The 23,646-nt window shown below is 65.1% G+C and carries 23 protein-coding genes and 1 pseudogene; 18 read left to right on the top strand and 6 right to left on the bottom strand.

Features of this window, described 5'->3' with window-relative positions; all coding sequences use genetic code 11:
* Positions 1–204: pseudogene (locus tag QZZ33_RS03080) on the top strand (dTDP-glucose 4,6-dehydratase); the annotation flags it as partial.
* Positions 205–276: 72 nt separating this feature from the next.
* Here the strand turns inward: QZZ33_RS03080 and QZZ33_RS03085 are convergent.
* Positions 277–1,170 carry an NAD(P)-dependent oxidoreductase gene (locus QZZ33_RS03085; RefSeq protein WP_291378083.1) on the bottom strand — a complete coding sequence of 298 codons (894 nt, stop codon included), beginning with the start codon at positions 1,168–1,170 and terminating at the stop codon, positions 277–279.
* The gene (gene rfbC, locus QZZ33_RS03090) at positions 1,149–1,676 is read right to left on the bottom strand and encodes a dTDP-4-dehydrorhamnose 3,5-epimerase (RefSeq protein WP_291378084.1); all 528 of its coding nucleotides are present in this window, start codon (positions 1,674–1,676) and stop codon (positions 1,149–1,151) included. The genes QZZ33_RS03085 and rfbC overlap by 22 nt, the downstream gene beginning before the upstream one ends.
* Positions 1,677–1,902: 226 nt before the next feature.
* On the opposite strand from rfbC, the gene rfbF reads away from it, so the two are divergent.
* From rfbF to QZZ33_RS03110, 4 genes are all read left to right on the top strand, one after another.
* Positions 1,903–2,682 carry a glucose-1-phosphate cytidylyltransferase gene (rfbF, locus tag QZZ33_RS03095; protein WP_291378085.1) on the top strand — a complete coding sequence of 260 codons (780 nt, stop codon included), beginning with the start codon at positions 1,903–1,905 and terminating at the stop codon, positions 2,680–2,682.
* Between the two features lie 90 nt (positions 2,683–2,772).
* Positions 2,773–4,077: a lipopolysaccharide biosynthesis protein RfbH gene (gene rfbH / locus QZZ33_RS03100; protein WP_291378088.1), complete on the top strand. Its 1,305-nt coding sequence runs from the start codon at positions 2,773–2,775 to the stop codon at positions 4,075–4,077.
* A 4-nt stretch (positions 4,078–4,081) separates the two neighbouring features.
* Positions 4,082–5,128 (top strand): CDP-glucose 4,6-dehydratase, encoded by a 1,047-nt coding sequence (rfbG, locus tag QZZ33_RS03105; protein ID WP_291378093.1) that lies wholly within the window; start codon positions 4,082–4,084, stop codon positions 5,126–5,128.
* A 34-nt stretch (positions 5,129–5,162) separates the two neighbouring features.
* Entirely contained in the window at positions 5,163–6,128 is a 966-nt protein-coding gene (locus tag QZZ33_RS03110) for a PDR/VanB family oxidoreductase (protein WP_291378096.1), read from the top strand.
* A gap of 10 nt (positions 6,129–6,138) precedes the next feature.
* Here the strand turns inward: QZZ33_RS03110 and QZZ33_RS03115 are convergent, their stop codons facing one another.
* From QZZ33_RS03115 to QZZ33_RS03130, 4 genes are read right to left on the bottom strand one after another with little or no spacing between them, the layout of a single operon-like run.
* Positions 6,139–7,092, bottom strand: a complete 954-nt coding sequence (locus QZZ33_RS03115; RefSeq protein ID WP_291378097.1) for a lysylphosphatidylglycerol synthase domain-containing protein — start codon at positions 7,090–7,092, stop codon at positions 6,139–6,141.
* Complete coding sequence (locus tag QZZ33_RS03120; RefSeq protein ID WP_291378099.1) at positions 7,089–8,219, bottom strand: glycosyltransferase; 1,131 nt, start codon at positions 8,217–8,219, stop codon at positions 7,089–7,091. The genes QZZ33_RS03115 and QZZ33_RS03120 overlap by 4 nt, the downstream gene beginning before the upstream one ends.
* On the bottom strand, positions 8,216–9,163 hold the full coding sequence (locus QZZ33_RS03125) for a glycosyltransferase family 2 protein (protein WP_291378100.1): 948 nt from the start codon (positions 9,161–9,163) through the stop codon (positions 8,216–8,218). Before QZZ33_RS03125 ends, QZZ33_RS03120 begins: the two co-directional genes overlap by 4 nt.
* A 59-nt stretch (positions 9,164–9,222) precedes the next feature.
* Complete coding sequence (locus tag QZZ33_RS03130; RefSeq protein WP_291378102.1) at positions 9,223–9,483, bottom strand: hypothetical protein; 261 nt, start codon at positions 9,481–9,483, stop codon at positions 9,223–9,225.
* Between the two features lie 195 nt (positions 9,484–9,678).
* Here QZZ33_RS03130 and QZZ33_RS03135 point away from each other — a divergent pair, with 195 nt between their 5' ends.
* The 13 genes from QZZ33_RS03135 to QZZ33_RS03195 all read left to right on the top strand — a co-directional run.
* The gene (locus QZZ33_RS03135) at positions 9,679–11,862 is read left to right on the top strand and encodes a 5'-nucleotidase C-terminal domain-containing protein (protein WP_291378104.1); all 2,184 of its coding nucleotides are present in this window, start codon (positions 9,679–9,681) and stop codon (positions 11,860–11,862) included.
* Between the two features lie 144 nt (positions 11,863–12,006).
* Positions 12,007–12,180 (top strand): DUF1508 domain-containing protein, encoded by a 174-nt coding sequence (locus QZZ33_RS03140; RefSeq protein WP_291378106.1) that lies wholly within the window; start codon positions 12,007–12,009, stop codon positions 12,178–12,180.
* A gap of 130 nt (positions 12,181–12,310) precedes the next feature.
* A complete protein-coding gene (gcvP, locus tag QZZ33_RS03145) occupies positions 12,311–15,160 on the top strand; it encodes an aminomethyl-transferring glycine dehydrogenase (RefSeq protein WP_291378108.1) in 2,850 nt (949 codons plus the stop codon).
* Positions 15,161–15,206: 46 nt separating this feature from the next.
* On the top strand, positions 15,207–16,409 hold the full coding sequence (gene gcvT, locus QZZ33_RS03150) for a glycine cleavage system aminomethyltransferase GcvT (protein WP_291378111.1): 1,203 nt from the start codon (positions 15,207–15,209) through the stop codon (positions 16,407–16,409).
* 40 nt (positions 16,410–16,449) lie between these two features.
* The gene (gene gcvH / locus QZZ33_RS03155; RefSeq protein WP_291378124.1) at positions 16,450–16,830 is read left to right on the top strand and encodes a glycine cleavage system protein GcvH; all 381 of its coding nucleotides are present in this window, start codon (positions 16,450–16,452) and stop codon (positions 16,828–16,830) included.
* A gap of 44 nt (positions 16,831–16,874) precedes the next feature.
* On the top strand, positions 16,875–17,393 hold the full coding sequence (locus QZZ33_RS03160; RefSeq protein ID WP_291378125.1) for an NUDIX domain-containing protein: 519 nt from the start codon (positions 16,875–16,877) through the stop codon (positions 17,391–17,393).
* A 127-nt stretch (positions 17,394–17,520) separates the two neighbouring features.
* Positions 17,521–18,582 carry an iron ABC transporter substrate-binding protein gene (locus QZZ33_RS03165; protein ID WP_291378127.1) on the top strand — a complete coding sequence of 354 codons (1,062 nt, stop codon included), beginning with the start codon at positions 17,521–17,523 and terminating at the stop codon, positions 18,580–18,582.
* A gap of 8 nt (positions 18,583–18,590) precedes the next feature.
* Complete coding sequence (locus QZZ33_RS03170) at positions 18,591–20,198, top strand: iron ABC transporter permease (protein ID WP_291378128.1); 1,608 nt, start codon at positions 18,591–18,593, stop codon at positions 20,196–20,198.
* On the top strand, positions 20,195–21,247 hold the full coding sequence (locus tag QZZ33_RS03175) for an ABC transporter ATP-binding protein (RefSeq protein ID WP_291378129.1): 1,053 nt from the start codon (positions 20,195–20,197) through the stop codon (positions 21,245–21,247). The genes QZZ33_RS03170 and QZZ33_RS03175 overlap by 4 nt, the downstream gene beginning before the upstream one ends.
* Positions 21,248–21,477: 230 nt before the next feature.
* Entirely contained in the window at positions 21,478–21,669 is a 192-nt protein-coding gene (locus tag QZZ33_RS03180) for a YHS domain-containing protein (protein ID WP_226095233.1), read from the top strand.
* Between the two features lie 80 nt (positions 21,670–21,749).
* Positions 21,750–22,031 (top strand): metal-sensitive transcriptional regulator, encoded by a 282-nt coding sequence (locus tag QZZ33_RS03185; protein ID WP_291378130.1) that lies wholly within the window; start codon positions 21,750–21,752, stop codon positions 22,029–22,031.
* A 102-nt stretch (positions 22,032–22,133) separates the two neighbouring features.
* A complete protein-coding gene (locus QZZ33_RS03190; RefSeq protein WP_291378132.1) occupies positions 22,134–23,180 on the top strand; it encodes a type II glyceraldehyde-3-phosphate dehydrogenase in 1,047 nt (348 codons plus the stop codon).
* A gap of 120 nt (positions 23,181–23,300) precedes the next feature.
* Positions 23,301–23,646 (top strand): heavy-metal-associated domain-containing protein (locus tag QZZ33_RS03195; RefSeq protein ID WP_291378135.1); only part of this gene is annotated, 346 nt, incomplete at its 3' end.

Genomic DNA, 23,646 nt, shown 5'->3' on the forward strand with positions numbered 1-23,646 from the left:
GACCACGTGAGCGACCGCCCCGGCCACGACATGCGCTACGCGATCGACTCGACCAAACTGCGCGAGGAACTCGGTTGGGAGCCGGTGTACAAGGACTTCGCGGCGGGCCTTGCAGCCACGATCTCCTGGTACCGCGACAACGAGCCGTGGTGGCGCGCCAAGAAGCTTGAGACGGAAATGAAGTACCAGCGCCTGGGGCGATAGGCCGTCCTCGTCTCGATCAGCCGAATCCGCCGGGCGTGGTCGCTCCAGGAGCCAAGCACCGGCAGGACCGGCTCAAGCGAGGTCGTCGGAGCCAGCAAGGATTCCGGCAATCCCCGTTCTGAGAGGAACGTTCGCTGCCCATCCAGATGGCGTCGGCCAGTTCCCGGCATGAGTCACGAGATCATTGACAGGGGCACTTCTGTTGAACTCGACGGTCAGGCGTCCCGGCGCGAGTTCCTGAAATGTGTGCACGAGTTCCTCAGTAGTGACCGTCTCGCGGGCGCACATGGTGGTCACCCGTGGGTTCTCCGGTGTGGTCATCAGCTGTGCCAACCCAGCAGCAACGTCGAAGGCATGAGTGAGGTTGAGGGGCTGATCGGGATTCCCTAGCCGGACGGTCTCCCCGCTCCGTACAGCGCTGGTGAGTAGGGGCACGAGCTTGCCTCGAGTATCGCCGGGGCCATACGTGTCATACATGACGACCTCGTTCAATCGGAGTCCACGAGCGTCGGCGTAGTACTCGGCAATTGTGCTCCACGCCTGTTTGGTGGCCGCGTAGAGAGACGAGGGATGGGGGGCTCCTCCGCGGAACTGAAAGTAGCTAGAGGTGGAGACCACAGGCGTACCGCTTGCGGCTGCGGCGTCGAGCACGGCAATGCCGAACTCGAGGTTGGCTCGACTCAGAGGCTCGAGGTCCTGAGCCGTGTGGGTCTTGAGGTAGTGGGTGGCCAGGTGGAAGATGCCGTCAGCTTGACTTTCGAGAACCTGATCACTCGTGGAGGTCGTGCTGTCTGCAATCCGCAGACGCGCGCCCATCCGCTCGACCTCTCTCGCGCGAGGCGCCTGCGGATCCCGCACGATGGCGTCAACGCTCCAACCCGTGTTCACAAGGTGATGCACGAGGTGGCCGCCCAGGAATCCCGTCGCCCCGGTCACCAGAGCCTTCATCGGGTTCCACTCACCCATGGGGAGTCGAATGCGTCCAGTGCAGGGAGTGACTCGTCGCGCGGCGAGGTCTCGGACACCTCGAGTGGCCACGTGTAGTCGATTGTTCGCCAGTTGATTCCGGTGTCGGTCGCGGGGGCGTACTCGTGTTCCTGAGCGTAGTTGACGATGGCACCTTCGGAGAGGGCCTGGAACCCGTGCGCGAATCCGACCGGTATGAGCACCGCACTGCCTTCTTCGGCGGAAAGGATGAACTCGTGGACCGCGCCATACGTCGTGCCGCGGCGCAGGTCAACCGCGACATCGGCGATGGTGCCGTGCGAGACCCAGATCAGCTTGGCCGCTTGTGCAGGAGGAAGTTGGCAATGCATGCCGCGGACTACCCCTTTGGCGGACGAACTCCAGAAGAGCTCGCGGATCGCGAACGGGGCGTTGTCCTTGTCGTAGCTATAAGGCTTCGAGAACACGCCTCGCGCGTCCGCTGCACGGAAGGCGGGTAGCAGGGAGGGAACTGCCGTGACGTGCACTGGTACTCCTGGGGCTGATGCAGGAACTGGTGACAGTTCCGGTGTGGGCCGCGCGGGCCAGGGTCGTGTTCATGATGGTCTCGTACTCGATGGGGGTCAAGCGGTCGAGTCGGGCCCGGCAGGTCACCGCGACTGGCGCCGCGACTTGAGGTTTAGACTAGGCGAACCCGTGATGTGGTAGTCGAAGCATCTGCGATATCGACATAGATTGGGTGGGATCCCGAACATGAAGGCAGTGTTGCTTGCCGGTGGCCTCGGTACCAGGATGAGGGAAGAGACCGAGTTCCGCCCGAAACCTATGGTTGAGGTGGGGGGCAAACCCGTCTTGTGGCACATCATGAAGATTCTCAGTGCCCAGGGGATTAACGACTTCATCGTTTGCACCGGCTACAAGAGCGAGTTCATTGCTGACTACTTCGCCAATTACCGCACCGCCAACACCGATTTCACTGTCACGCTCGGCGACGAGTCGACGATCGAGTACCACGACGAATCGCACGAGGAACTGAACTGGCGGGTCACCGTCGCCTACACGGGTGCGGACACGATGACAGGGGGCCGGATCAAGCGGGTTCAGAAGTACATTGGCGACGAGCCTTTTTTCTGTACGTACGGGGACGGGCTCGCCAACGTCAACGTGCCCGCTCTACTCGACTTCCACGCGGAACACGGGCGGATCGCGACGATGACGACCACGCGCCCGTACAGCCGCTTCGGCGTGATCGATATGCAGGACGACGGCTCTGTGGCGACGTTCCGCGAGAAGCCACAGACTGATGACTGGGTGAATATTGGCTACTTCATCTTCCAGCCGGAGATCTTCGACTACATCGAAGGCGACGCCGCGGTGCTCGAGCAAGAACCGCTCCACACGCTCGCCAATCTTGGTCAATTGTCCGGGTTCAAGCACGATGGCTTCTGGCAACCCATGGACACCTTCCGTGAGTCTCAGATGCTCAACCAGATGTGGGCCTCTGGCACTGCGCCCTGGAAGATCTGGGGCTGAGCGGTCCACCTACGTGGAGGCAGACGCTCTCGCATAGGGGGCTAAACTTGCCCGGACAGATATGTCGCAACCACCGGGAGACTAGTCACATTGAGCACATCACGCGAAGAGATCCTCGAGAAGGTGCGCGAGTTCGCAAGCGAGCAGCTTGCCTCCCGAGAGTTTGTTCCCGGAGAGTCAACCGTTCCGGTTTCTGGGAAAGTGCTGGACCCCGCCGATTACGCCGCTGTCGTCGATGCGACGCTTGACGGATGGTTCACCGCGGGCCGTTTTCACCGCGAGTTCGAAGAGAAGTTGGCTGAGTACGTCGGAGCGCGAAGCGCCCTCTTCGTCAATTCCGGCTCGAGCGCCAACCTCGTCGCGTTGAGTGGGCTCACCAGCCCGAAGCTTGGCCGCCGCGCCCTCAAACCGGGGGACGAGGTCCTGACTGTTGCGGCGGGCTTCCCGACCACGGTGAATCCGATCATCCAAAATGGCCTCAGGCCCGTTGTCGTAGACATCGAGCTCGGCACGTATGACGCAATCGCCGACCGCCTGCGTGAGGCAGTTGGCCCCAAGACGCGGGCCATCATGATGGCGCACACTCTTGGCAATCCTTTCGACCTGGACACTGTTCTCGACATCGCGAAGGAGCATCGGCTGTGGGTCATCGAGGACTCGTGTGACGCGCTGGGCTCCACCTACAACGGACAACGCACAGGAAGTTTTGGAGACATCGCGACCGTCAGTTTCTATCCCGCACACCACATCACCACGGGTGAGGGCGGCGCGGTCTTCGTCAAGTCTCCGTTGGTGCGCAAGCAGGTCGAATCGTTCCGTGACTGGGGGCGCGATTGCTACTGCGAAACGGGCCAAGACAACACGTGCGGCAAGCGTTTCGGGTGGCAATTGGGTGACCTGCCGTTTGGCTATGACCACAAGTACACGTACAGCCACATCGGCTACAACCTCAAGGCCACTGACATGCAGGCGGCGCTTGGTGTATCCCAGTTGGACAAGATTGATCGCTTCGTCGATGCGCGCAAGTCGAACTTCCGGTACTTGACCTCCAAGCTCACGGGCGTGGAGGGCCTGATCCTTCCGGTGGCGACTCCGAACTCCGACCCGTCGTGGTTCGGCTTCCCGATCACCCTGGACCCTTCTCACGGTGCCAACCGAGAGGACCTCTTGCGCTTCCTCGAGGAGCGCAAGATCGGTACCAGGCTGATCTTTGCGGGCAACCTCACCAAGCAACCGGCCTATCGGGATATCGACTTCCGGGTGGTGGGCGATCTGAAGAACACCGACATCGTCATGAACCGCGCGTTCTGGGTGGGCACGTTCCCTGGCTTGACTGAGCCGATGCTCGACTACGTCGCCGACTCGATCAAGGAGTTCATGGAGTCGAAGGCCTAACGCGATGAGAATTCTGATCACTGGCCACACCGGCTTCAAGGGCGCGTGGATGTCAACGCTGTTGGCGCGACGCGGTCATCAGGTGAGCGGCATCGCTCTTGACCCACTCGAGGGCTCGCTCTTTGAGAAGGCCGGCGTCTCGGCACTCGTGGAGAACGACGTGCGGCTGGACATTCGCGATGCCGACGCCCTGCAGCGCGCCGTGGTTGAGATTGGACCCGACCTGGTGATCCACATGGCGGCTCAGCCGCTCGTGCGACAGTCGTACCTCCAGCCGCGCGAGACGTTCGAGACCAACGTGATGGGAACGTTGAACGTCCTCGAGGCCATCAGCGCAACACCGCAAGTGAAGGGCTCGGTGATCGTCACCACCGACAAGGTTTACCGCAACGTCGGGCGAGCTGAAGGCTATCGAGAGGATGACGCCCTCGGCGGCGACGACCCGTACAGCTCGTCGAAGGCAATGGCGGACATCCTCACGCACTCGTGGCGGACGAGTTTTCCGTCTTCCCCGGTCACCACGGCAAGAGCAGGAAACGTGATTGGCGGCGGCGACGTCAGCAAGGACCGTCTGCTTGTCGATCTGATCAAGGGATTCTCGACCGGTGAACCTGTCGCGATTCGCTATCCGGACGCAGTGCGCCCGTGGCAGCACGTCCTCGACTGCATCGCCGGATATCTCTCACTCGCGGCCGCCATGCTCGAAGGCCGTGCCGAGGGGAACTGGAATTTCGGACCCGATCCGGAGAGTTTTCAGACGGTACGTGAGATCGCAGATGCTTCGGCCACGCGCTGGGGACGCGGCGCCTCGTGGATCGACGACGGAGCCGGCGAGCACCTTCACGAAGCACATCTGCTGACCCTCGACTCGTCCCGTGCCGGGTCAGAGTTGGCTTGGCACAACCACATCGGCTTCCCGTCCAGTTTGGACTGGACCGTAGATTGGTACCAAGCAGTGGCCGATGGCGAGGACCCGGTCCAGGTCACTAACCGCCAGATTGACGCCTTCGTGGAGATTGCCTCCGAGTCATCCTGGATGCGCACGTTCTAGCGCCACCTCAATACTGGAAAGGGAAGCCCACACGTTGAATGAAGCCGAGCCGGTACGCACGCTGACGGTCGCGTCGCGTCGAGAGTTGGCCGACTCCGTGATCGAACTCGAGTTGGCCGACCCTGCAGGCGGCAGTCTTCCCGCGCTAGAGCCCGGCGACCACATTGACTTGAGGCTCGGCGCAGACATGATCCGCCAGTACTCGCTGGTGGGGCTCGCCGATCACGGCGACACCTGGCGCGTTGCCGTCCTGGTCGACCCTGCTGGGCGTGGAGGCTCCGCTCTCATCAGCGAGTCGTTGCAGGAGGGCGCAACGATCGACGTGTCAGGCCCGCGCAACCACTTCGCGCTCGAGCCAGCGCCGTCCTACCGCTTCATCGCGGGTGGAATCGGCGTGACGCCCCTGATCGAGATGTGCCGTCGGGCGGAAGCAATCGGCGCCGACTGGTCGCTCGCCTATCTTGGACGCAGCAGGCAGTCGATGGCCTACCTCGATGAACTCATCGAGGAGTTCGGCTCGAAGGTCCAGGCCTTCATCAGTGCAGAGGGCAGTCGCTACGACGTTGCCGGGGCGCTCGCCGACGTGACAGCCGAGACCCTCACCTATTGTTGTGGACCCGAGCGACTCATGGGCGCAGTCGAGGAGTCGATGCAGGCTGCCGGACGTCTCACGAACCTCCGTCTTGAACGATTCGAGCCGAAGCCAGCTTCAGGCATTGTCGCCAATGAGGAGTTCGTCGTCTACGCGACCAAGTCAGACGTCGAGTTTGTGGTCCCTGAAGACGAGAGCATCTTGGTGGCGGCCGACTTTGAAGGCTTGGTGGTGCCAGGCGATTGCCTCGAAGGCACGTGCGGCTCTTGCGAGACCCGCATCGTCAGTGGCGAAGTGGAGCACCGCGACTCGATCCTGAACTTCCAGGCTCAGGCCGAATCGAAGACGATGATGATCTGCGTATCTCGCGCTCGGCGGGGCTGCCCACGCCTCGAACTGGAACTGTAGTCGTTGCGGCTCAGGCCGCGGGAGACGAGGGTTTCCGAATTCGACGCCCTCTATTCACGCGGTTGTCGATCAGGGGTATAGCGCCGAGAACGACATCTGCCACGGTGAAGAGCACGCGCGACAGAACAATCACGACGATGATGTCTGGCCTGGCGAGATGGGCGGCGAGCAGGGGGAACAACACCGCCTCGCGCGCCCCGAGCCCCGCGGGCACGAACACGACGGCAAGGCCCACGAGCCACGCCGCAGCGAATCCGCCGACCGCGAGCAGGACCGTCGACGGTGTCGCCTCCATCCCGAGGCCGACCGACAGGATCCACAGTTGTAGTCCGGCGAACGTCCATGACAGACCCGACCATGCCGCCGCGCCTGCGATCCGCCGGCCCGTCACCGGCGCATCGAGGGGCGTGCGGCGGGTGACGCGAAACGCGAAGTCAAGGAGCTTGGTGAGGAATCGAGGAACGAGCGCGACCGCTGCGACGGGCAAGCCAATGGCGAAAGCACGGACCCACGACGGCGTATCGCCCGGGACAAACAAGAGCGCGATCGACGCCAGGATGACACCGGTGGCGATGCTGATGAGCATCGAGAGCGCCAACGCGGCAAACGCGCGCGAGCGGGTCGCACCACGATCGCGCGCAAGCTCGGCACCAGCAACGATGTTCCAGACGCCGCCAGGAATGTACTTTCCCATTTGTCCAACGAGAAAGACCATGCCGCTATCGCGGATCCCGAAGAACATCCCGAGGTCTCGGGCTACGAGTCGCCACGACTGCAGGCTCGCGAGGACGTAGGCGAACGAGAGCCCCAGGGCGATTACGGACGAACTTGTCGGCATGGCGAGGTAGGCGGCGCTGACCCTTTCCCAATCGGATGCGATCGCCCAGACAGCGAGGCCTATTGCGGCCACGCCGAACGTGATCCGGAGCCAGGGGCTCTGCGCGACAGCGAGCAGCCGCTTCATGGCTTGGCCCGTGCGATGATCGCAGCCGCGAGATCGGCCGCGACTACTGTGGGGCTGAATGCATCGAGCGCCCGACGATGTGCGGCCGTGGATGCGTCGCGGACAGCTTCTGGATCGCGAGCAAGGCGTTCAAGTGCGTCGGCGAGAGCGAGCGGGTCGCCCGCTGGCACGTAGACCCCAGCGTCGCCAAGAGCGCGACGTTGCGGCTCAGTGTCGGACGTGACGATGCAGCAACCGGCAGCGGCGCCTTGAAACAGTTTGTTAGGTGCGACGTTGAGCGCCTTCTCGCTGGTCCCGAAGATGCCGAGACACACGTCGTGCGACGCAACGACCTCGGGGAGCCCGCTGAAACCGAGCCGCTCATTCCATTCGATCGGTGCCTCGCCGAGTGCGCGACGAGCCTCTTCCGCGTCTTGACCAGTGCCCTCAAAGGTCGCCGAGATTGGCACTCCGCGGCGGTGAAGTTCCGCTAGCGCTGCCGCGATCACCGGGGCTCCTTGGAGGGGCGTGAAGAGCGCGAAGAACACCACCGACAACGGGCCGCCATCCGCGCGGGGCGTCCGTGTCGCGGCTGCGTCGTACCACTGCCTGGGAGCACCAACAGCGGCCACCACGGTGTCTCGCTGTCGCCGTCGAGGCACCATCCGTGCGTGCTCTTCGGTATCGACGACAATGATGGAGGCGCACGCGAGGGCGAGTCGATCAAGCGCGCGGAGCGCGAGACGTATCGGTCCAGACCCGATGCCTCGGTCACGTGCCGTGTCGAGCGCGAACACGAGGTGGTCGAGCACGATCACGGAGCGCGGAAACGCCAGTCGGGCCGCGATCACGTCGGCGTGCCCTAGGTACCCCACCACAATGCAGTCGGGCCGTTCGGCCTTGCGGATGGCGCGACCTCGTCTGGCGAGCCGTGCCCACGTGCCGAGCAGGCTCAGGGCCAGGCCAACGATTCGCCACGGCTTCCGGACGAGTTCGACCCTGTCGGACGTCGACTGCGCGCTTGGCTCGGTCACGTGTCTGACCGAGAACCCGTGAGCTTCCAGTCCGTCGAAAAGGATGCCGACGCGCGGGTGACGATCGACGTTGTACGTTCCCCAGCCCATGACGGCGGGATGCTCCGCGCTCACAACAATGGCCCGTATTGCATCTCCCGAGTGCGTTCCAACTGCTCCTCAATGAGAATGCGGTTGGTCTTCTGGAGGTCAGAGAGCACTCCAAGTGCCACGGACAGCAGCGCTCCGATCAAGAGCAGCGTGCCAAGAATGAGCGACTGGAAGTGGTTGCCGTTGTCCCCGATTGCGACCAGGATCGCGTAACGAACGAACGGAATCGCGCCTAGCACGCCGAACACGACAGCCAGCACCGCGAAGACGGTCCAGGGCTTGAACATGATGTAGGAACGCAGGATGGCCTGGCCGGACTTGACCATGTGCTCGAACATGTTGGAGAACAGGCGCGACTCGCGCGTCTTGGGGTTCGTATCGATCTGCACCGACTCAATGGCGAGCTGCTTGTTGCCCGCCTGGATGATCGTCTCCATGCAGTAACTGAACTTGGTGACGATGTTGAGGCGGTAGAGCGCTCGCCGCGAATAGGCCCTGAAGCCTGAAGCCGCATCGGGAAGCTCGGTGCCAGCGGCCCGGTTCACGACCCAGGACCCGAACCGCTGCATCGCCTTCTTGAAGGGCGAGAAGTGGGCGATCGTGTGTGTCTGTCGGTCGCCGATGACGATGTCGGCACGGCCAGCCACGACCGGTTCGACCAGGTCGCCGATGCGTTCTTGCGGGTATTGGTTGTCGCCGTCTGTATTGACCACGATGTCGGCACCGTGTGCGAGGGCAAATTCAATGCCGTCGCGGAAGGAGCGGGCGAGCCCCATGCGGCCGGTATGGGAGATGATGTGGTGAACGCCGTGCTCCCTGGCGACCTCGACGGTGCGGTCGCTGGAGCCGTCGTTGATCACCAGGATCTCGATCTCGTCGATGCCTTCGATGGCGCGCGGAATGGTGCTCAAGACGAGGGGAAGAGTCTCTTCTTCGTTGAGACAGGGGATTTGTACGATGAGTTTCACGGCAGCCTTTCGACGGACACCAGGGTAGTCGAGTGTTGGCCCTTGCTGGCGCGCTCGAACTAGCGACCGAGGAGTCGGCGCGCCAGCGCAGCGCAGAGGGAAAGCGCGATCCCGCCCAGCGCGCCGCCAACGGCGGCGCCAGCGAGCGTGCTGTCAGCGAGCGACGAGGCTAGAGCATCGGCCCACAGAGCCTTCCCCCAATAGCCGCCGAGCGCTCCGGCCAACAGGTTGAGCCACCACCCGCCGTCCACGAATCGGTGAACCTTGGCCGCGCCACATCCAGCGATGGCGCCCAAGACCGTCGCCACCAAGGTTTCCATGCTCGCACGCTAGTGGGAGGGCAGCGTCCGTGTCGAGGACCTTGTGCTGGTGTCCTCGTCACGACGTCTCGGTCAGGGTGATGCTCCCCCCAGGGCTTCCTGTCGCATAAACGCACCAAGAGGGATAACGTCGGCAATACGAACATTCCACGCGGAACGGTCAGACCGCCGCAAACAGGATGAAAGGGTACTCTCGTGACCTCACTCGTGACCGCTCAACGTCGAGCACTCGTCATAGTCGCGGCGGTGGCCGTGGCACTGAGTTGGATGGCCGCGCCAGCGCGCGCCGTCGTCGTCGACCCGGAACCCACCACCGTACAGATTCTGGGCATCAACGACTTCCACGGGCGAATCCTGCCCGACTCCTTCTCCGGCAATGCGGGTGCTGCTGTCCTCGCAGGAGCCGTCGACGAACTCGAGGCCGAGTATCCGCAGACCGTGTTCGCGGCGGCTGGCGACCTCATCGGAGCCTCGACCTTCGAGAGCTTCGTCGCCCAAGACAAGCCGACCATCGACGCCCTGAATGCCATGGGTCTCGACGTCTCTGCCGTCGGGAACCACGAGTTCGACAAGGGATTCGCGGACCTGACGGAGCGCGTCATGGCGCCCTATGACCCGGTCACCAACCCCTACGGCGGCGCGACCTGGCAGTACTTGGGAGCGAACGTCCGCTACGTGGATACTGGCGACCCGGCGCTGCCAGAGACGTGGACTGTGAGTTACGGAGACGTCGAGGTGGGCTTCATCGGCGCAGTGACAGACGAGACGCCGTCCCTCGTTTCCCCAGACGGCGTGGCAAACCTCGCCTTCGAGACGGAGTACATCGCGGCCAATCGCTCGGCCGACGCGCTCACCTCTGCTGGCGCCGACCTCATCGTCTTGCTGGTTCACGAAGGCGCTCCCACCACGGCATACGCCGACGCCGTGGACCCGTCGAATGACTTTGGCGAGATGATCACCAACCTGTCGCCAGACATCGACGCTGTCATCTCCGGCCACACCCACCTGGCGTACGACCACCGCGTGCCAGTGGCGGAGTGGGCCGCAGAGGGCCGGGCGGTCACCGAACGGCCCGTGGTCTCCGCAGGCCAGTACGGCATGGCCCTCAACCAGTTGCTTTTCACCGTCGATGCCGACGGCAACGTCACGGGGCTCGAGACCAGCGTGATTGACCTCTTCGAGGCCTTCCCTGCCGACGCGGAGGTACAGGCCATCGTCGACGACGCCGTGGCCGAGGCCGACGTGCTCGGTTCCGTGGTGTTGGGTCAGGTCGAGGCGCCGCTGTACAGGGCGCGCACGGCCACCGGTGACCCCGGTTCGTCGCGCGGTGGCGAGTCCACGCTCGGCAATGCCGTGGCGAACATTCAATTGTGGGCCACCCAGGAGTCGGGAGCACAGATCGCGCTCATGAATCCCGGCGGGCTGCGAGCGGACATGCTCGGTGCTGGCGGCGGGGATCCGGCGCTGTATCCGTCTGACATCACGTTCGCCCAAGCCGCCTCCGTCCAACCCTTTGCCAACACGTTGGTAACGATGGACCTGACAGGCGCGCAGTTGGCGCAAGTGCTCGAGGAGCAATGGCAGCCGGAGGGTTCTTCGAGGCCGTTCCTGCGACTCGGCACGTCGACGGGACTCGTCTACACCTACGATCCGAACGCAGAGGCTGGCAGCCGCATTCTTGAGATGCGGCTCGACGGCGACCTCATCGCGGACGACGACGTGGTCAAGGTGGTCGTCAATTCGTTCTTGGCGGCTGGTGGGGATAACTTCACCACGCTGACCGAGGGGACGAACCGTGCGGACTCTGGTCGCGTTGACCTCACGGCGCAAGTGGACTACCTCGAGGCAAACGGCGTGCTCCCCGTCGACTACAGCCAACACGCCGTCGGCGTCACTGGGCTAGACGACCTCACGTTCACGCAAGGCGACGAGGTCGCGTTTGACCTCAGCTCGCTCATGATGACCGGGCCCACTGACGTGGTTGACGAGACGGTGACGGTGGCACTCGGCAAGAAGACGGTGGGCACGTTTGACGTGGTCAACGAGTTGCCGACCGACGTGCTCGACGAGCATGGCACCGCCTCTGTGGCGTTCGAGGTCCCCAAGTCGGTCAAGGGCGACGTCACCCTCACGATCACGGGTGACACGACGGGCACGGTAGTCACCTTCGATGTCATGGTCGAGAAGAAGGCGAAGCCCGGCAACGGCAACGGCCACGGTTACGGCCACTGGTACGGCCACGGCAAGGGTCACTGGTACGGCCATGGGAGTGGCCACTGGTACGGGAATGGCAACGGCTTCACCCCCTACTACCCCAATGGGGGGTGGAACTGGGGGCACTCCGGGTGGTTCACAGGGTTCTACGGCTTCGGTCGCTAGTCTCCCTGCGTGTTGGCCTGGCGACCCTTCCGAATGGCCGGTGAGTACGTGAGCCGAGAAATGACAAACCCCTGGTCACTCGGCCAAAGAACCTCCTAGGATGGCTGTTGCTAGGCACCACACCGGATGCAAAGGAGTACTGGAGTGCACTTCGAAATCTACAAGGACAAGGCGGGCGAGTTCCGCTTTCGCGTCAAGGCCTCGAACGGCAACGTCCTTGCCTCAAGTGAGGGGTACAAGGCGAAGGCCTCGGCCGTTAACGCCATCGACCGCATCAAGTCCGATGCAGCCGGCGCGGAGACGATCGACAATTCCTGATATTGGTGACGACGGCGCCCTTCCTTGTGGGAATGGGCGCCTTCGTCATCTCGTCAGCGAGGCCCATCCAGGGGCCTCGATCAGCGCCGCGCGGGCGGTGACCTATCGTCGCGTCCTTCAGTAAGACAGAATGGGCCCTGTGACCACCTTTGCCGATCGCCACATTGGACCTGAGGACGAGTCTGTCCACCGCATGCTTGACGCGGTCGGCTACGCCTCCCTCGACTCGCTCATTGACGAGGCAGTGCCGGAGTCGATCCGCCAAGACGATGTGCTGGTGCTGCCGCCCGAGTTGACGGAAGGCGAGGCGCTCGCAACGTTGGAGGGCTTTGCACGAGCCAACGTGCAGGCAGTCCAGATGATTGGGCAGGGTTACTACGACACCATCACCCCCGCGGTGATTCGCAGAGGCATCCTCTCCAACCCTGCGTGGTACTCCGCGTACACGCCTTACCAGGCGGAGATCTCTCAGGGACGCCTTGAGGCGATGCTTAACTTCCAGACGATGGTGGCGGATCTCACGGCGTTGCCCATTGCCAACGCCTCGTTGCTCGACGAAGCGACGGCCGTCGGCGAGGCAGTGTTGCTGATGCAGCGCGTTGCGGGGCGCACTGGTGCGGTGGTGCTCGACGCGGAGTGCTTCCCCCAGACGCTTGACGTTGCCTTGGCCCAGGCGGAGGCCCTTGGCATTGACGCCAGGGTGGAGACCATCAGCGAAGAGTGGCAGCCTGCCGCCGATGTGACCGGCGTCGTCATCCAGAACCCCGGCATGTCGGGAGTGCTGCGCGACCTCGGCCCTTTGATCGCGGCCGCTCACGAGTCCGGCGCCCTCGTCACGGTTGCTTGCGACATCCTGTCGCTCAGCATCGTGACGCCTCCCGGTGAGATCGGTGCCGACATTGCGGTGGGCTCCGCCCAGCGCTTCGGGGTGCCGCTGTTCTACGGGGGGCCGCACGCGGCCTTCATCGCCGTGCGCGAAGGCCTGGAACGACAGTTGCCAGGACGTCTCGTGGGCGTGTCCGTCGACGCGGCGGGAAACCCCGCCTACCGGTTGACGCTGCAGGCCCGAGAGCAGCACATCAGGCGAGACAAGGCCACCTCGAACATCTGCACGGCGCAAGCGCTGCTGGCGGTCGTCGCCTCGATGTACGCGGTGTATCACGGCCCTGACGGGCTGCGGGATATCGCCATGGAGGTGCACTCGCGCGCCGTGACTCTGTACGACGCCCTCACGGCGGTGGGCTTCCAGCCGATGCACGAGGCGTTCTTCGACACCATCACCGTAAGCGTGCCTCGTGGCGCGGATTCGGTGGTCGCTCGTGCCGCGGCTGCAGGCATCAACATCCGCAAGGTGGATGACGACAGGGTCGCAATCGCGTGCGATGAAAAGACCGACCTGCCGACGCTCGACAAGCTGGTCGAGGCCGTGATCGCCACCAAGCGACACCCCGTCTACACTGCGCCGCGCGTCGCCATCCCCCGTGGGATGCGTCGCACTTCCGACTACCTCGCGCACCCGGTGTTCAACTCGCACCGCTCGGAGGCCGCGCTGACGCGTTACATGCGCAGGCTGTCGGATCGCGACCTGGCTCTTGACCGCACCATGATTCCGCTCGGCTCGTGCACGATGAAGCTCAACGCGGCCGCAGAGTTGGAGCCGATCCTGTGGCCCGGCTTCGCGAACATCCACCCCTTTGCCCCCGCCGAGCAGACGGCTGGGTACCGCCTCATGATTGAGCAGCTGGAGGACTGGCTTGCGGAGATCACCGGCTACGCGGCGGTTTCCGTGCAGCCCAACGCCGGTTCACGCGGCGAATACGCCGGCCTCCTTGCCATCCGCAACTATCACGTGAGCCGCGGCGAAGCGGAGCGCGACATCTGTCTGATCCCCGACTCCGCCCACGGCACCAACGCGGCATCGGCCGTGCTGGTCGGCCTGCGCGTGGTGGTCGTGAAGACGGCCGCTGACGGCGAGATCGACATGGCCGACCTCACCGCCAAGCTCTCGGCCCACGGCCCTAAGATCGCGGCCATCATGATCACGTATCCCTCGACGCACGGTGTCTACGAGCCGCACGTCAAGGACGTCTGCGCGGCGGTGCACGATGCTGGCGGCCAGGTCTACATCGACGGCGCCAACCTCAACGCCCTGGTGGGCCTCGCCAAGCCCGGTCATTTTGGCGGCGACGTCTCTCACCTCAACCTTCACAAGACCTTCGCGATCCCGCACGGCGGCGGTGGCCCCGGCGTGGGTCCCGTGGCGGTTGCGGACCACCTCGTAGAGTTCCTGCCGTCGGTGCGACAGTCGATTCAGCGCCCCAAGGACCTGCGGCGCGCGGGCGCGGCGGTGAGTGCCGCCCCTTACGGCTCGGCAGGCGTGCTGCCCATCGCGTGGGCGTATATCGCCATGCTGGGCGCAGACGGTTTGCGGCAGTCGACGCAGATGGCGGTGCTGGCCGCCAACTACGTTGCGGTGCGCCTCCATGAGTACTTCCCCGTCTTGTATCGCGGACCAGGCGGCCTGGTGGCACACGAGTGCATCCTTGACCTGCGCGAGCTCACTAAGGCGACTGGCATCACGGCAGAAGACGTCGCCAAGCGACTCATCGACTACGGAATCCACGCACCCACGATGTCCTGGCCCGTCGCAGGGACGCTCATGGTCGAACCGACCGAGTCGGAGGACCTCGACGAACTGAACCGCTTTGTCGACGCCATGATCGCCATTCGCGGCGAGATCGACGCCGTGGCAAGCGGCGAGGTCTCCGCGGAAGACTCCGTACTGCGCCACGCGCCCCACACGGCGGAGGCGCTCGCGGCCGACGACTGGACTGCGGCCTACTCGCGCGAGTCCGCGGCATTCCCCGTACAGGGCTTGCGTCGCGACAAGTACTTTCCCCCCGTGAGGCGCATCGACAACGCCTACGGTGACCGCAACCTCGTGTGCACCTGCCCGCCCCCGGAAGAATTCGAGGACTAGGCACCATGGCACCCCGGCGCCCCGTTGCGCCGTCTACGCTGACGCTATGAGACGCTCCCCGCTCCACCACGAGCACGTTGCACTCGGCGCGACCATGATCGAGTTTGCTGGCTGGGAGATGCCGGTCCGGTACGTGGGTGACGTGGCAGAGCACCAGGCGGTCCGCGCGGCCGCTGGCCTGTTCGACATCAGCCACATGGGTGAGATTGCGGTGCGCGGCGCCGACGCTGCGGCGGCTCTTGACTTCGCCGTGGTCTCCGGGATGGCCCGCTTGGCAATCGGCCGTGCGAAGTACACGATGCTGTGCACATCCGACGGTGGCATCATCGACGACCTCATCGTGTACCGCCGCGACTGGGATCACTTCATCATCGTCGCCAATGCGGCGAATGTGGAGGCGGTCATCTCCGAGTTGAGAAGCCGGTGCGAGCCCTTCGATGCCGCGATCACCGACATCACGTCGCACGTGTCCTTGCAGGCAATTCAAGGCCCGCGCGCCGTGGATGTCGTGACGCAGATGTGCGCGCTGGGCGCAGAGGATGTGCGCGCGCTCAAGAACTACACGTGGTGCACCGTGCTGCTGCATGGTGACATCCACGCGATGGTGGCCCGCACCGGCTACACGGGTGAGGACGGTTTCGAGTTGTTCGTGGTGCCAGACGAGGCGGCTGAGGTGTGGCGCCTTGCGCTCGCCACCGGTTCGCCTCACGGGCTCATCCCATGCGGGCTCTCCGCGCGGGACACGTTGCGGCTGGAGGCGGGCATGCCGCTGTACGGCCAGGAACTGTCGCTATCCACCACGCCGTACGACGCGGGTCTCGGCTGGGTAGCGCAGACCGGCCCGGCGAAGGAGCTGCTGCGACCTGGCCTCGACGGCGCCGTCGGCTTCACCGACGAGCGCGTCGAGCGTGGGGACTTCGTAGGGCGAGAGGCCCTGGCCGCTGCCAAGGAACGGCACGACGCGTGGGCCGCTGATCCGGCGTCGGCTCCCGACAATGCGAGGGTGCTGGTGGGACTTGTGGGCGACGCACGGCGGGCCGCGAGGCCCGGCTACGCCGTGATGGTAGGCGAGGCCGAGGTGGGCGTCGTCACCTCTGGAGCGCCCTCTCCCACGCTGTCGGCACCGATCGCGATGGCGCTGGTGCATCCGTCGGCGTCGGCGGTGAATACCGTGGTGGAGATTGATGTGCGCGGTCGACGCGAAAGCATGACCGTGAGCGCGCTACCGTTCTACTCACGGGCGTCGTAGCGAGGCGTCGCCCGCATTCCCTTGACGAAAGGCTGAAGTCATGTCCTCGGTTCCCGCAGACTTGCTGTACTCCGCCGAACACGAGTGGGTGTCCGGCGACGTTGAGCCCGGCTCCGTCGTGACCGTCGGTATCACGGAGCACGCCGCGAAGGCCCTTGGTGACGTCGTTTTCGCAGAGTTGCCTTCCGTGGGTGACGAGGTGACTGCGGGCGAGGTGTGTGGCGAGCTCGAGTCGTCCAAGGCCGTCAGCGAGTTGTACTCGCCGGTGAGCGGCACCGTCACGGCTGTCAACGAGGCGCTCAGCGCGTCACCAGACGCGATCAACGATGAGCCCTACGAGTCCGGCTGGATCTTCAAGGTCGAGGTGTCGGAGGAGATCGAGCTACTCGATGCGGACGCCTACTCGGACCACATCGCGTGAGCGCGGACGCGCCGGTTCCCCGCGCGTCCCTTGAACACCATCCCGTGCCAGGAGCACCCGGCGAGTTGTTGATCGTCGCGGGCGCCCTGACCGACTCTTTCGATTCGCCCCGCCTCCTGCTTGCTGCGCGACGCACCTCGCCTGAATGGGCGCGCGGCCTCTGGGAGTTCGCTGGCGGCAAGGTCGAGGAAGGCGAGACGGTCGAGCAGGGACTGAGACGCGAGCTGCGCGAGGAGCTCGGCGTGGACATCGTGCTCGGCGACGAACTTCACGGGCCAGACGTCTCGGCCGCGACGGGAGACGCGGTGTGGGAGATCCGCGCGCCGGGTGCGATTCCCGCGTCAGGTGTGGAGCCTTCGCCGTTGCGGTTCGTGATGCGGCTGTTCTGGTGTGAACTTGCGCCAGGCTCCGCCCAGCCGGAGCCGCTCGAGGATCACGACGCGGTGCGCTGGCTTGAGCCAGGGTCGTGGAAGGACGGCGTGGCGTGGCTTCCCGCCGACGAGCGCATCGTCGCGGCGTTGCTGGACGACGCTGTGGCAAGACACCGCCGCGATCACTGCTGACGTCGGGTCGATGTGTGCCGCGAAGACGCGGCGCCGTGCACACCGCTGAATTACGCAATTGACTTGTTGCGTAATTGCATATTAGGGTTGCCTTACTTCGTCACAAACCCCTTCAGAAAGGCTCCAGATGACTGCCCTGCGCCCAGCCGCCGTTGCGACTGCCGCCCTTGCCGTGCTCACCCTCAGCGCGTGCTCCACGGCCGACGACGACACCGCTGCGACGTCGGTTGCCACGCCGTCAGAGTCCGCTGTGGCCGACGGCACCTTCACGCTGTACGCGGGCCGCGATCAGGAGCTGATCGATCCGCTCATCGAGCAGTTTGAGTCCGAGACCGGAATCGGCGTCGACGTCCGCTACGCGGGGAGCACCGAACTGGCCGCACTGCTGCTCGAAGAGGGCGACGCCACTCCGGCCGATGTGTTTCTGTCTCAGGACGCGGGCGCGCTCGGAGCCGTCGGGAAGGCGGACATGTTTGCGACGCTGCCAGAGAGCATCACTGAGAAGGTCCCGGCGGGATTCACGTCGACGGACGGCTCGTGGGTGGGTGTGACCGGTCGCGCCCGCGTGATCGTCTACGACAGCGAACAACTGAGCGCCGACGACGTACCCACGACCGTCGCGGCCCTCACGGACGACCAGTGGTCCGGGGACGTCGGCATCGCCCCCAGCAATGCGTCGTTCCAATCCTTCGTGACAGCGCTTCGGGTGCTCGAGGGTGAGGACTCAGCCAGGGAGTGGCTCGAGAACATGAAGGCCAACGAAGTGCAGATCTACGCGAAGAACACGCCCATTCTCGAGGCCGCCAACGCAGGCGAGATCAAGTTGGGTTTGATCAACCACTACTACTGGTACCGCATGGCCGCCGAGATTGGCGCCGACAACATGCGCGCCCAGTTGGCGTTTCCCGAGTCAGGAGACGCTGGCGGCATTGTGAACGTCACCGGCGCCGGACTGCTCCAAGGCGCGGCGGATGACGCCGACGCGCTGGCGTTCGTCGAGTACTTGGTCTCCGAGTCCGCTCAGCAATACTTCGTGGACAACACGTACGAGTACCCGCTGATCGGCAGCGTGTCGGCGCCCGAGGGCCTGCCCGCCCTCGAGTCGCTGACCAACCCGGAGTTGGACCTGTCCGACCTCGACTCCCTGGGCGATACTACGGAAGCACTGGTGGAAGTCGGCCTCCTGTAAGGAGACATATGCAGCCCGCACGCGTCGCGGCGGCGGGGGGCTCTGAGGCGACTCTGGCCCCTCGTCGTCGTTGGCGCGCGCCGAGCATGCGTCTGGTCCTGCCGGTCTCCGCCGTGGTGGCCGCCATGCTGGCGGCCATCCCCCTCATCTACCTCGTGGTGCGGGTGGCCCAGGCAGACGGCCCCCAGATTGTTGACGCCTTGTGGAATGCGCGTATTGCGACGCTCATGGTCAACACGGTGGGCCTGGTGCTTGCGGTCGCAGCGGCGTGCCTGGTGCTGGGCGTCGCGATCGCATGGCTGCTCACCCGTACCGACCTTCCGGGGCGTCGCGCGTGGCTCGTCGTGTCCTCCCTCGCGCTCGCGGTGCCCTCGTATGTGGCGGCATTCGGGTGGATCGCCACCACGGACGTCCGTGGCTTCTGGGGCGCTTTCCTGGTGCTCACGTTGTGCAACGTTCCGCTCGTCACGCTGCCGACTATCGCCGCACTTCGCCTCGCCGACTCGGCAAGCGAGGATGTGGCACGCACGCTTGGCCGGGGCAGGTCGCGGGCCTTCATGGAGGCCACCTGGCCCCAGATTCGCCCCGCCGCTCTGGCCGGGGTGTTGCTCGTGGCGCTGTATGTGTTGAGCGACTTCGGGTCCGTCGCGCTGATGCGCTACCAGGCCTTCACCTGGGCCATTCAAGTGGCGTACGAGAGCCTGTTTGATCGCACTCTGGCGGCCGTGATGTCCGTGGTCCTGGCTGCGATGGGCATCGCTCTGGTCGCGGCCGAGCGGCGGATGCGGGGCGCGCAGGCGCGCGTGGGGTCCACTGTGGCGGCCCGCAGCAAGCCCATCCCCGTGGCGCTCGGTCGGTGGCGTTGGCTCGCCCAAGGTGGGCTCGTGGTCATGGCGCTGCTCTCTCTAGGAGTGCCCCTTGGCGCGCTGGCCAGGTACCTGTTGCTCAGAACCGACACGTCCACCACCGTTCAGCCGGGGGACCTGCTGGCGGACACGTTGTCCACCGTGGGACTTGCAGCGGCTGGCGCGTTCGTGGCGCTCGCCCTCGCCCTCCCGATCGGCATTCTGGCGGCCCGCTTCCGCTCGCGCCTCGCGACCGCAACCGAGTCCGCCAGCTATCTGGGACTCGCCCTCCCCGGCATCGTCGTGGGGCTGTCGCTCGTGTTCTTCTCGCTCAATGTGGCGCCGATGCTGTACCAGTCGATCTGGATGCTCGCCTTTGCGTATGGCGTGCTGTTCCTGCCCAAGGCGGTCGGCGCCGTGCGTTCGAGCATCGTGCAAGTGGAGCCGGGCCTGGAGGATGTGGCCCGCACCATGGGGTTGACCCCAGCGCGGGTGTGGGCACGCGTGACGGCGCGCATCGCGTGGCCCGGCATCGGCGCCGGTGTGCTGCTGGTGGCGCTGACGGCCATGAAGGAACTGCCTGCGACGCTGCTGTTGAGACCGACGGGCACCGAGACTCTTGCCACATCGCTGTGGCGGCTGACCTCCGGCACTGCGTATGCTGCGGCCGCACCGTATGCGCTGGTGCTCATTGCAGTGGCCGCGGTACCGGCACTGTTGCTCACGCGCGAAGTCGCCGGCGGCAAGCGCCATCCTGAGGAGACGTTGTGAGCGAACTGCAGATCCGCAAGATTGTGGCGGGCTACGACTCTGCGCCCGTGTTGCGAGGGGTCAGCTTCACCGTGCCGCACGGCAGTCTCACAGCGGTGCTCGGGCCTTCCGGTTCGGGCAAGTCCACACTGTTGCGCGTCATCGCCGGGCTGAATCGCCCTGTCGAAGGCGCCGTCGTCGTTGGCGGCAGGGTGCTCTCCGGCCCTCGCGTGCACGTGGCCCCAGAGCGACGACGCATCGGACTGGTGCCCCAGGACGCCGCGCTGTTCCCTCACCTGGATGTGCTCGCCAACGTGGGATTCGGCCTGCCCCGCGCGCAACGCCGTGCCACGAGGGCGCTCGACCTGCTGGACATGGTGGGAATGGGAGCGTTCGCGACCCGGATGCCGGGCGAGTTGTCCGGCGGTCAGCGCCACCGCGTGGCGCTGGCGAGAGCGCTGGCGACAGAGCCGGATGTGGTGCTCCTGGACGAGCCGTTCTCTGCGCTTGACGCCGCGCTGCGCGCCGAGGTGCGCGGCCAGGTGCGGCAGGTGCTGCGTCGCGCGCACACCACGGCGGTGCTGGTGACTCACGACCAGGATGAGGCGCTGTCCATGGCGGATCAGGTGGCCGTGGTGGACGAGGGCCGGCTCGTGCAAGTCGGCACTCCCGCCGAGATCTACGCCAAGCCCGCGTCCCGGTGGCTCGCGCAATTCATCGGTGGGGCGCTCGTGCTGCCCGGAACGTGGAACGACGGCACGGTGGTCGGCCCCCTGGGTACGGTGCCTGCCGTGCTCGCTGACGGGCACCTCGCGAACCGCGGAGACACCGTGGACTTGGTGTTGAGGCCCGAGCAGTTGTCGCTCCGCACGGTGGGCTCAGGCGGCGAGGGCGTCGTCGCCATGGTGCGCGACGTCGCCTACTTTGGGCACGACGCGGTGGTCACGATGGACCTGCCAGCCTGCGAGCAGCCTCTGCAGGCACGCGTGCTGGGCGACCAGCAGTGGCGGCCGGACAGCGAGGTGCTCGTCAGTGTGCGGTCGGCCGGGTTGGCCTTCGCGCGTCAGTGAGTCGGCGCAGACCTTGGATTCTGAGGCGAGACGACGGTACAGCCCCGTCCCTGCGCGCCGTGACGGTGAACTCTCTTTGAGTGTTGATCAAATCTTCAGCGGACCTCGGTCGGACCCACATCACAGTGCTGTCCACTGGGTAGTGGATACCCACCCGGGGTATTGCGATAACATCTCACCAGCGGCACATGCCCGGTGGTTGAGGTCCGATGCGATCCAAGGAGCACGTCATGGCACACCAGCGCCGAACCTCTGAGCACAGGTCTGAGCACAGCACGGCCACCGACCCGGTCTGCGGAATGACGGTCGACCCCTCGACGACGGCGGTGAGCCGGGATAACGACGGCGTCACCTACTACTTCTGCTCCGCGCACTGCGTGGAGACCTTCGACGTCGACCCGTCCCGGTACGCCCCGGCATGACCCCGACCCTGCCCAGGCCATTCGCCCAGGGCAGGCAAGCAGCACCGCGGCGACGCGGACCGACAGCAAGGAAGATTGAGATGGCGACAACTAATGGCGGGAAGGCGGATCTGTTGAAGCGCCTGAACCGCATCGAGGGTCAGGTCCGTGGAATCGCGCGGATGGTGGACGATGACAAGTACTGCATCGACGTTCTGACCCAGGTTTCGGCGACCTCCCGCGCGCTGCAGAGCGTGGCCCTGGTGCTGCTTGATGACCACATGAGCCACTGCCTCGTCGAGGCCGCGCGTGTCGGTGGTGTCGAACAGGAAGTCAAGCTCAAGGAAGCATCGGATGCCATCGCACGGCTCGTTCGCAGCTGAGAGAGCTCATGGCCCCGAGCGGGCCGTCGACCGGGGATTCCCTCCCCGCAGTACTTGTGCGCCGACGCGGCGCACCCGAACAACGAATGGAGACGATGTCAAGTGAGTACTACGCGTGTTGCTGTTAATGGCTATGGAGTAATCGGCAAGCGTGTTGCCGATGCCGTCCGCGCGATGCCGGATATGGAACTCGTCGGTGTCGCCGACGTCGCATCGGACTGGCGAATTCGTACCGCGGTGGGGCGCGACATTCCGGTCTTCGCGGCCACCGAGCAGGCCGCAGGGACGATGCGCGCCGCCGGTGTGGACGTAGCCGGGAGCCTGCACGAACTGCTCGGACAGGTCGATGCAGTGGTGGACACGACGCCAAAGAAGGTCGCGGCCCTCAACTTCGATGCCTACCGAGCCGCCGGGATCAAGGCCGTGTTCCAGGGAGGGGAGTCGCACGCCACCACCGGTCACTCCTTCGTCGCGCAGGCGAACTACGCGACCGCGCTCGGCCGGGACACCACGCGGGTCGTCTCCTGCAACACCACGAGCATCGTGCGCGTCCTCGGGGCGCTGCGTGACGCCGAACTCCTGGCTCGCGGCCGCGGCGTCCTCATCCGCCGCGCCACGGATCCAGGGGAGTCTCACCTCGGCGGCCTGATGAACACCGTCATGCCCGAGCCGTCGATCCCTTCGCACCAGGGCCCGGATGCCCGCACCGTGCTACCCGACCTCGATGTGGTGACGATGGCCGCCAAGGCCGCGCACACCCAGACTCACAACCACTTCTGGACACTGCAGTTGACCCGAGTAGCGAGACGCGAAGAGGTTCTTGACGCACTGCGGGCCGCGCCGCGCATCGCGTTCATCCGGATGGCCGATGGCCTGGTCGCGTTGAACACCACCGTCGAACTCATGCGTGATCTTGGTCGACCCCGCGGTGACATGTGGGAAGTGGCGCTCTGGGAGGACGTCCTCAGCGTCGAAGGCGATGAGGCCTACCTGACATACCAGGTCTACAACGAGGCCATCGTCGTGCCGGAGACCATCGACGCCATCCGGGCTTTGGTCGGCAGCGTCACCGACGGTCCGACCTCGATTGCCATGACCGATGCGGCCCTGGGGATGCGTCAGGAGTTTCTGCCCGCGCCCAGGCCATGATGCACCACGCTTGAGCCCGCACAGTAACCGCCGAGCCCCGGCGAGTAGCCTGCGGAGAGCGCCTCGACAGGCCTCGACATTTCGAAGACCGGTACGACACCCACGAAGGAAAGGTTAACCATGATGACCAAGAGCACTGTCCTGCAGATTGGTGGGATGCACTGGGCTACGTCCGCCGCAGTGGTGGAAAATACACTGCGTCGTAGGCCCGGCGTACTGTCGATCGAGGCTAACATTGTTGCCCAGACCGCGTCCGTCACTTTCGACTCCGATCGCACCGACGTGGCGGAGTTGTCTGGATGGATTCGTGACTGCGGGTTCCACTGCGACGGGCAGTCCGTGCCTGTGCACGTGTGCGACCCCATGGCTGATCCCAGCGATTCGAGCGACTCCGACGCACACGCGGGCCACGACGCACACGCGGGCCACGACGCACACGCGGGCCACGACGCACACGCGGGCCACG

This window comes from Demequina sp. (assembly GCF_016278775.1).
Taxonomy (GTDB): domain Bacteria; phylum Actinomycetota; class Actinomycetes; order Actinomycetales; family Demequinaceae; genus Demequina.

Excerpts from the sequence above, each read along its gene's own strand:
- QZZ33_RS03085 (WP_291378083.1), bottom strand. The coding sequence starts at position 1,170 with ATGGGTGAGTGGAACCCGATGAAGGCTCTGGTGACCGGGGCGACGGGA.
- rfbF (WP_291378085.1), top strand. The coding sequence starts at position 1,903 with ATGAAGGCAGTGTTGCTTGCCGGTGGCCTCGGTACCAGGATGAGGGAA.
- rfbG (WP_291378093.1), top strand. The coding sequence starts at position 4,082 with ATGAGAATTCTGATCACTGGCCACACCGGCTTCAAGGGCGCGTGGATG.
- QZZ33_RS03115 (WP_291378097.1), bottom strand. The coding sequence starts at position 7,092 with ATGAAGCGGCTGCTCGCTGTCGCGCAGAGCCCCTGGCTCCGGATCACG.
- QZZ33_RS03130 (WP_291378102.1), bottom strand. The coding sequence starts at position 9,483 with ATGGAAACCTTGGTGGCGACGGTCTTGGGCGCCATCGCTGGATGTGGC.
- gcvP (WP_291378108.1), top strand. The coding sequence starts at position 12,311 with ATGGGCCCTGTGACCACCTTTGCCGATCGCCACATTGGACCTGAGGAC.
- gcvT (WP_291378111.1), top strand. The coding sequence starts at position 15,207 with ATGAGACGCTCCCCGCTCCACCACGAGCACGTTGCACTCGGCGCGACC.
- gcvH (WP_291378124.1), top strand. The coding sequence starts at position 16,450 with ATGTCCTCGGTTCCCGCAGACTTGCTGTACTCCGCCGAACACGAGTGG.
- QZZ33_RS03165 (WP_291378127.1), top strand. The coding sequence starts at position 17,521 with ATGACTGCCCTGCGCCCAGCCGCCGTTGCGACTGCCGCCCTTGCCGTG.
- QZZ33_RS03170 (WP_291378128.1), top strand. The coding sequence starts at position 18,591 with ATGCAGCCCGCACGCGTCGCGGCGGCGGGGGGCTCTGAGGCGACTCTG.
- QZZ33_RS03180 (WP_226095233.1), top strand. The coding sequence starts at position 21,478 with ATGGCACACCAGCGCCGAACCTCTGAGCACAGGTCTGAGCACAGCACG.
- QZZ33_RS03185 (WP_291378130.1), top strand. The coding sequence starts at position 21,750 with ATGGCGACAACTAATGGCGGGAAGGCGGATCTGTTGAAGCGCCTGAAC.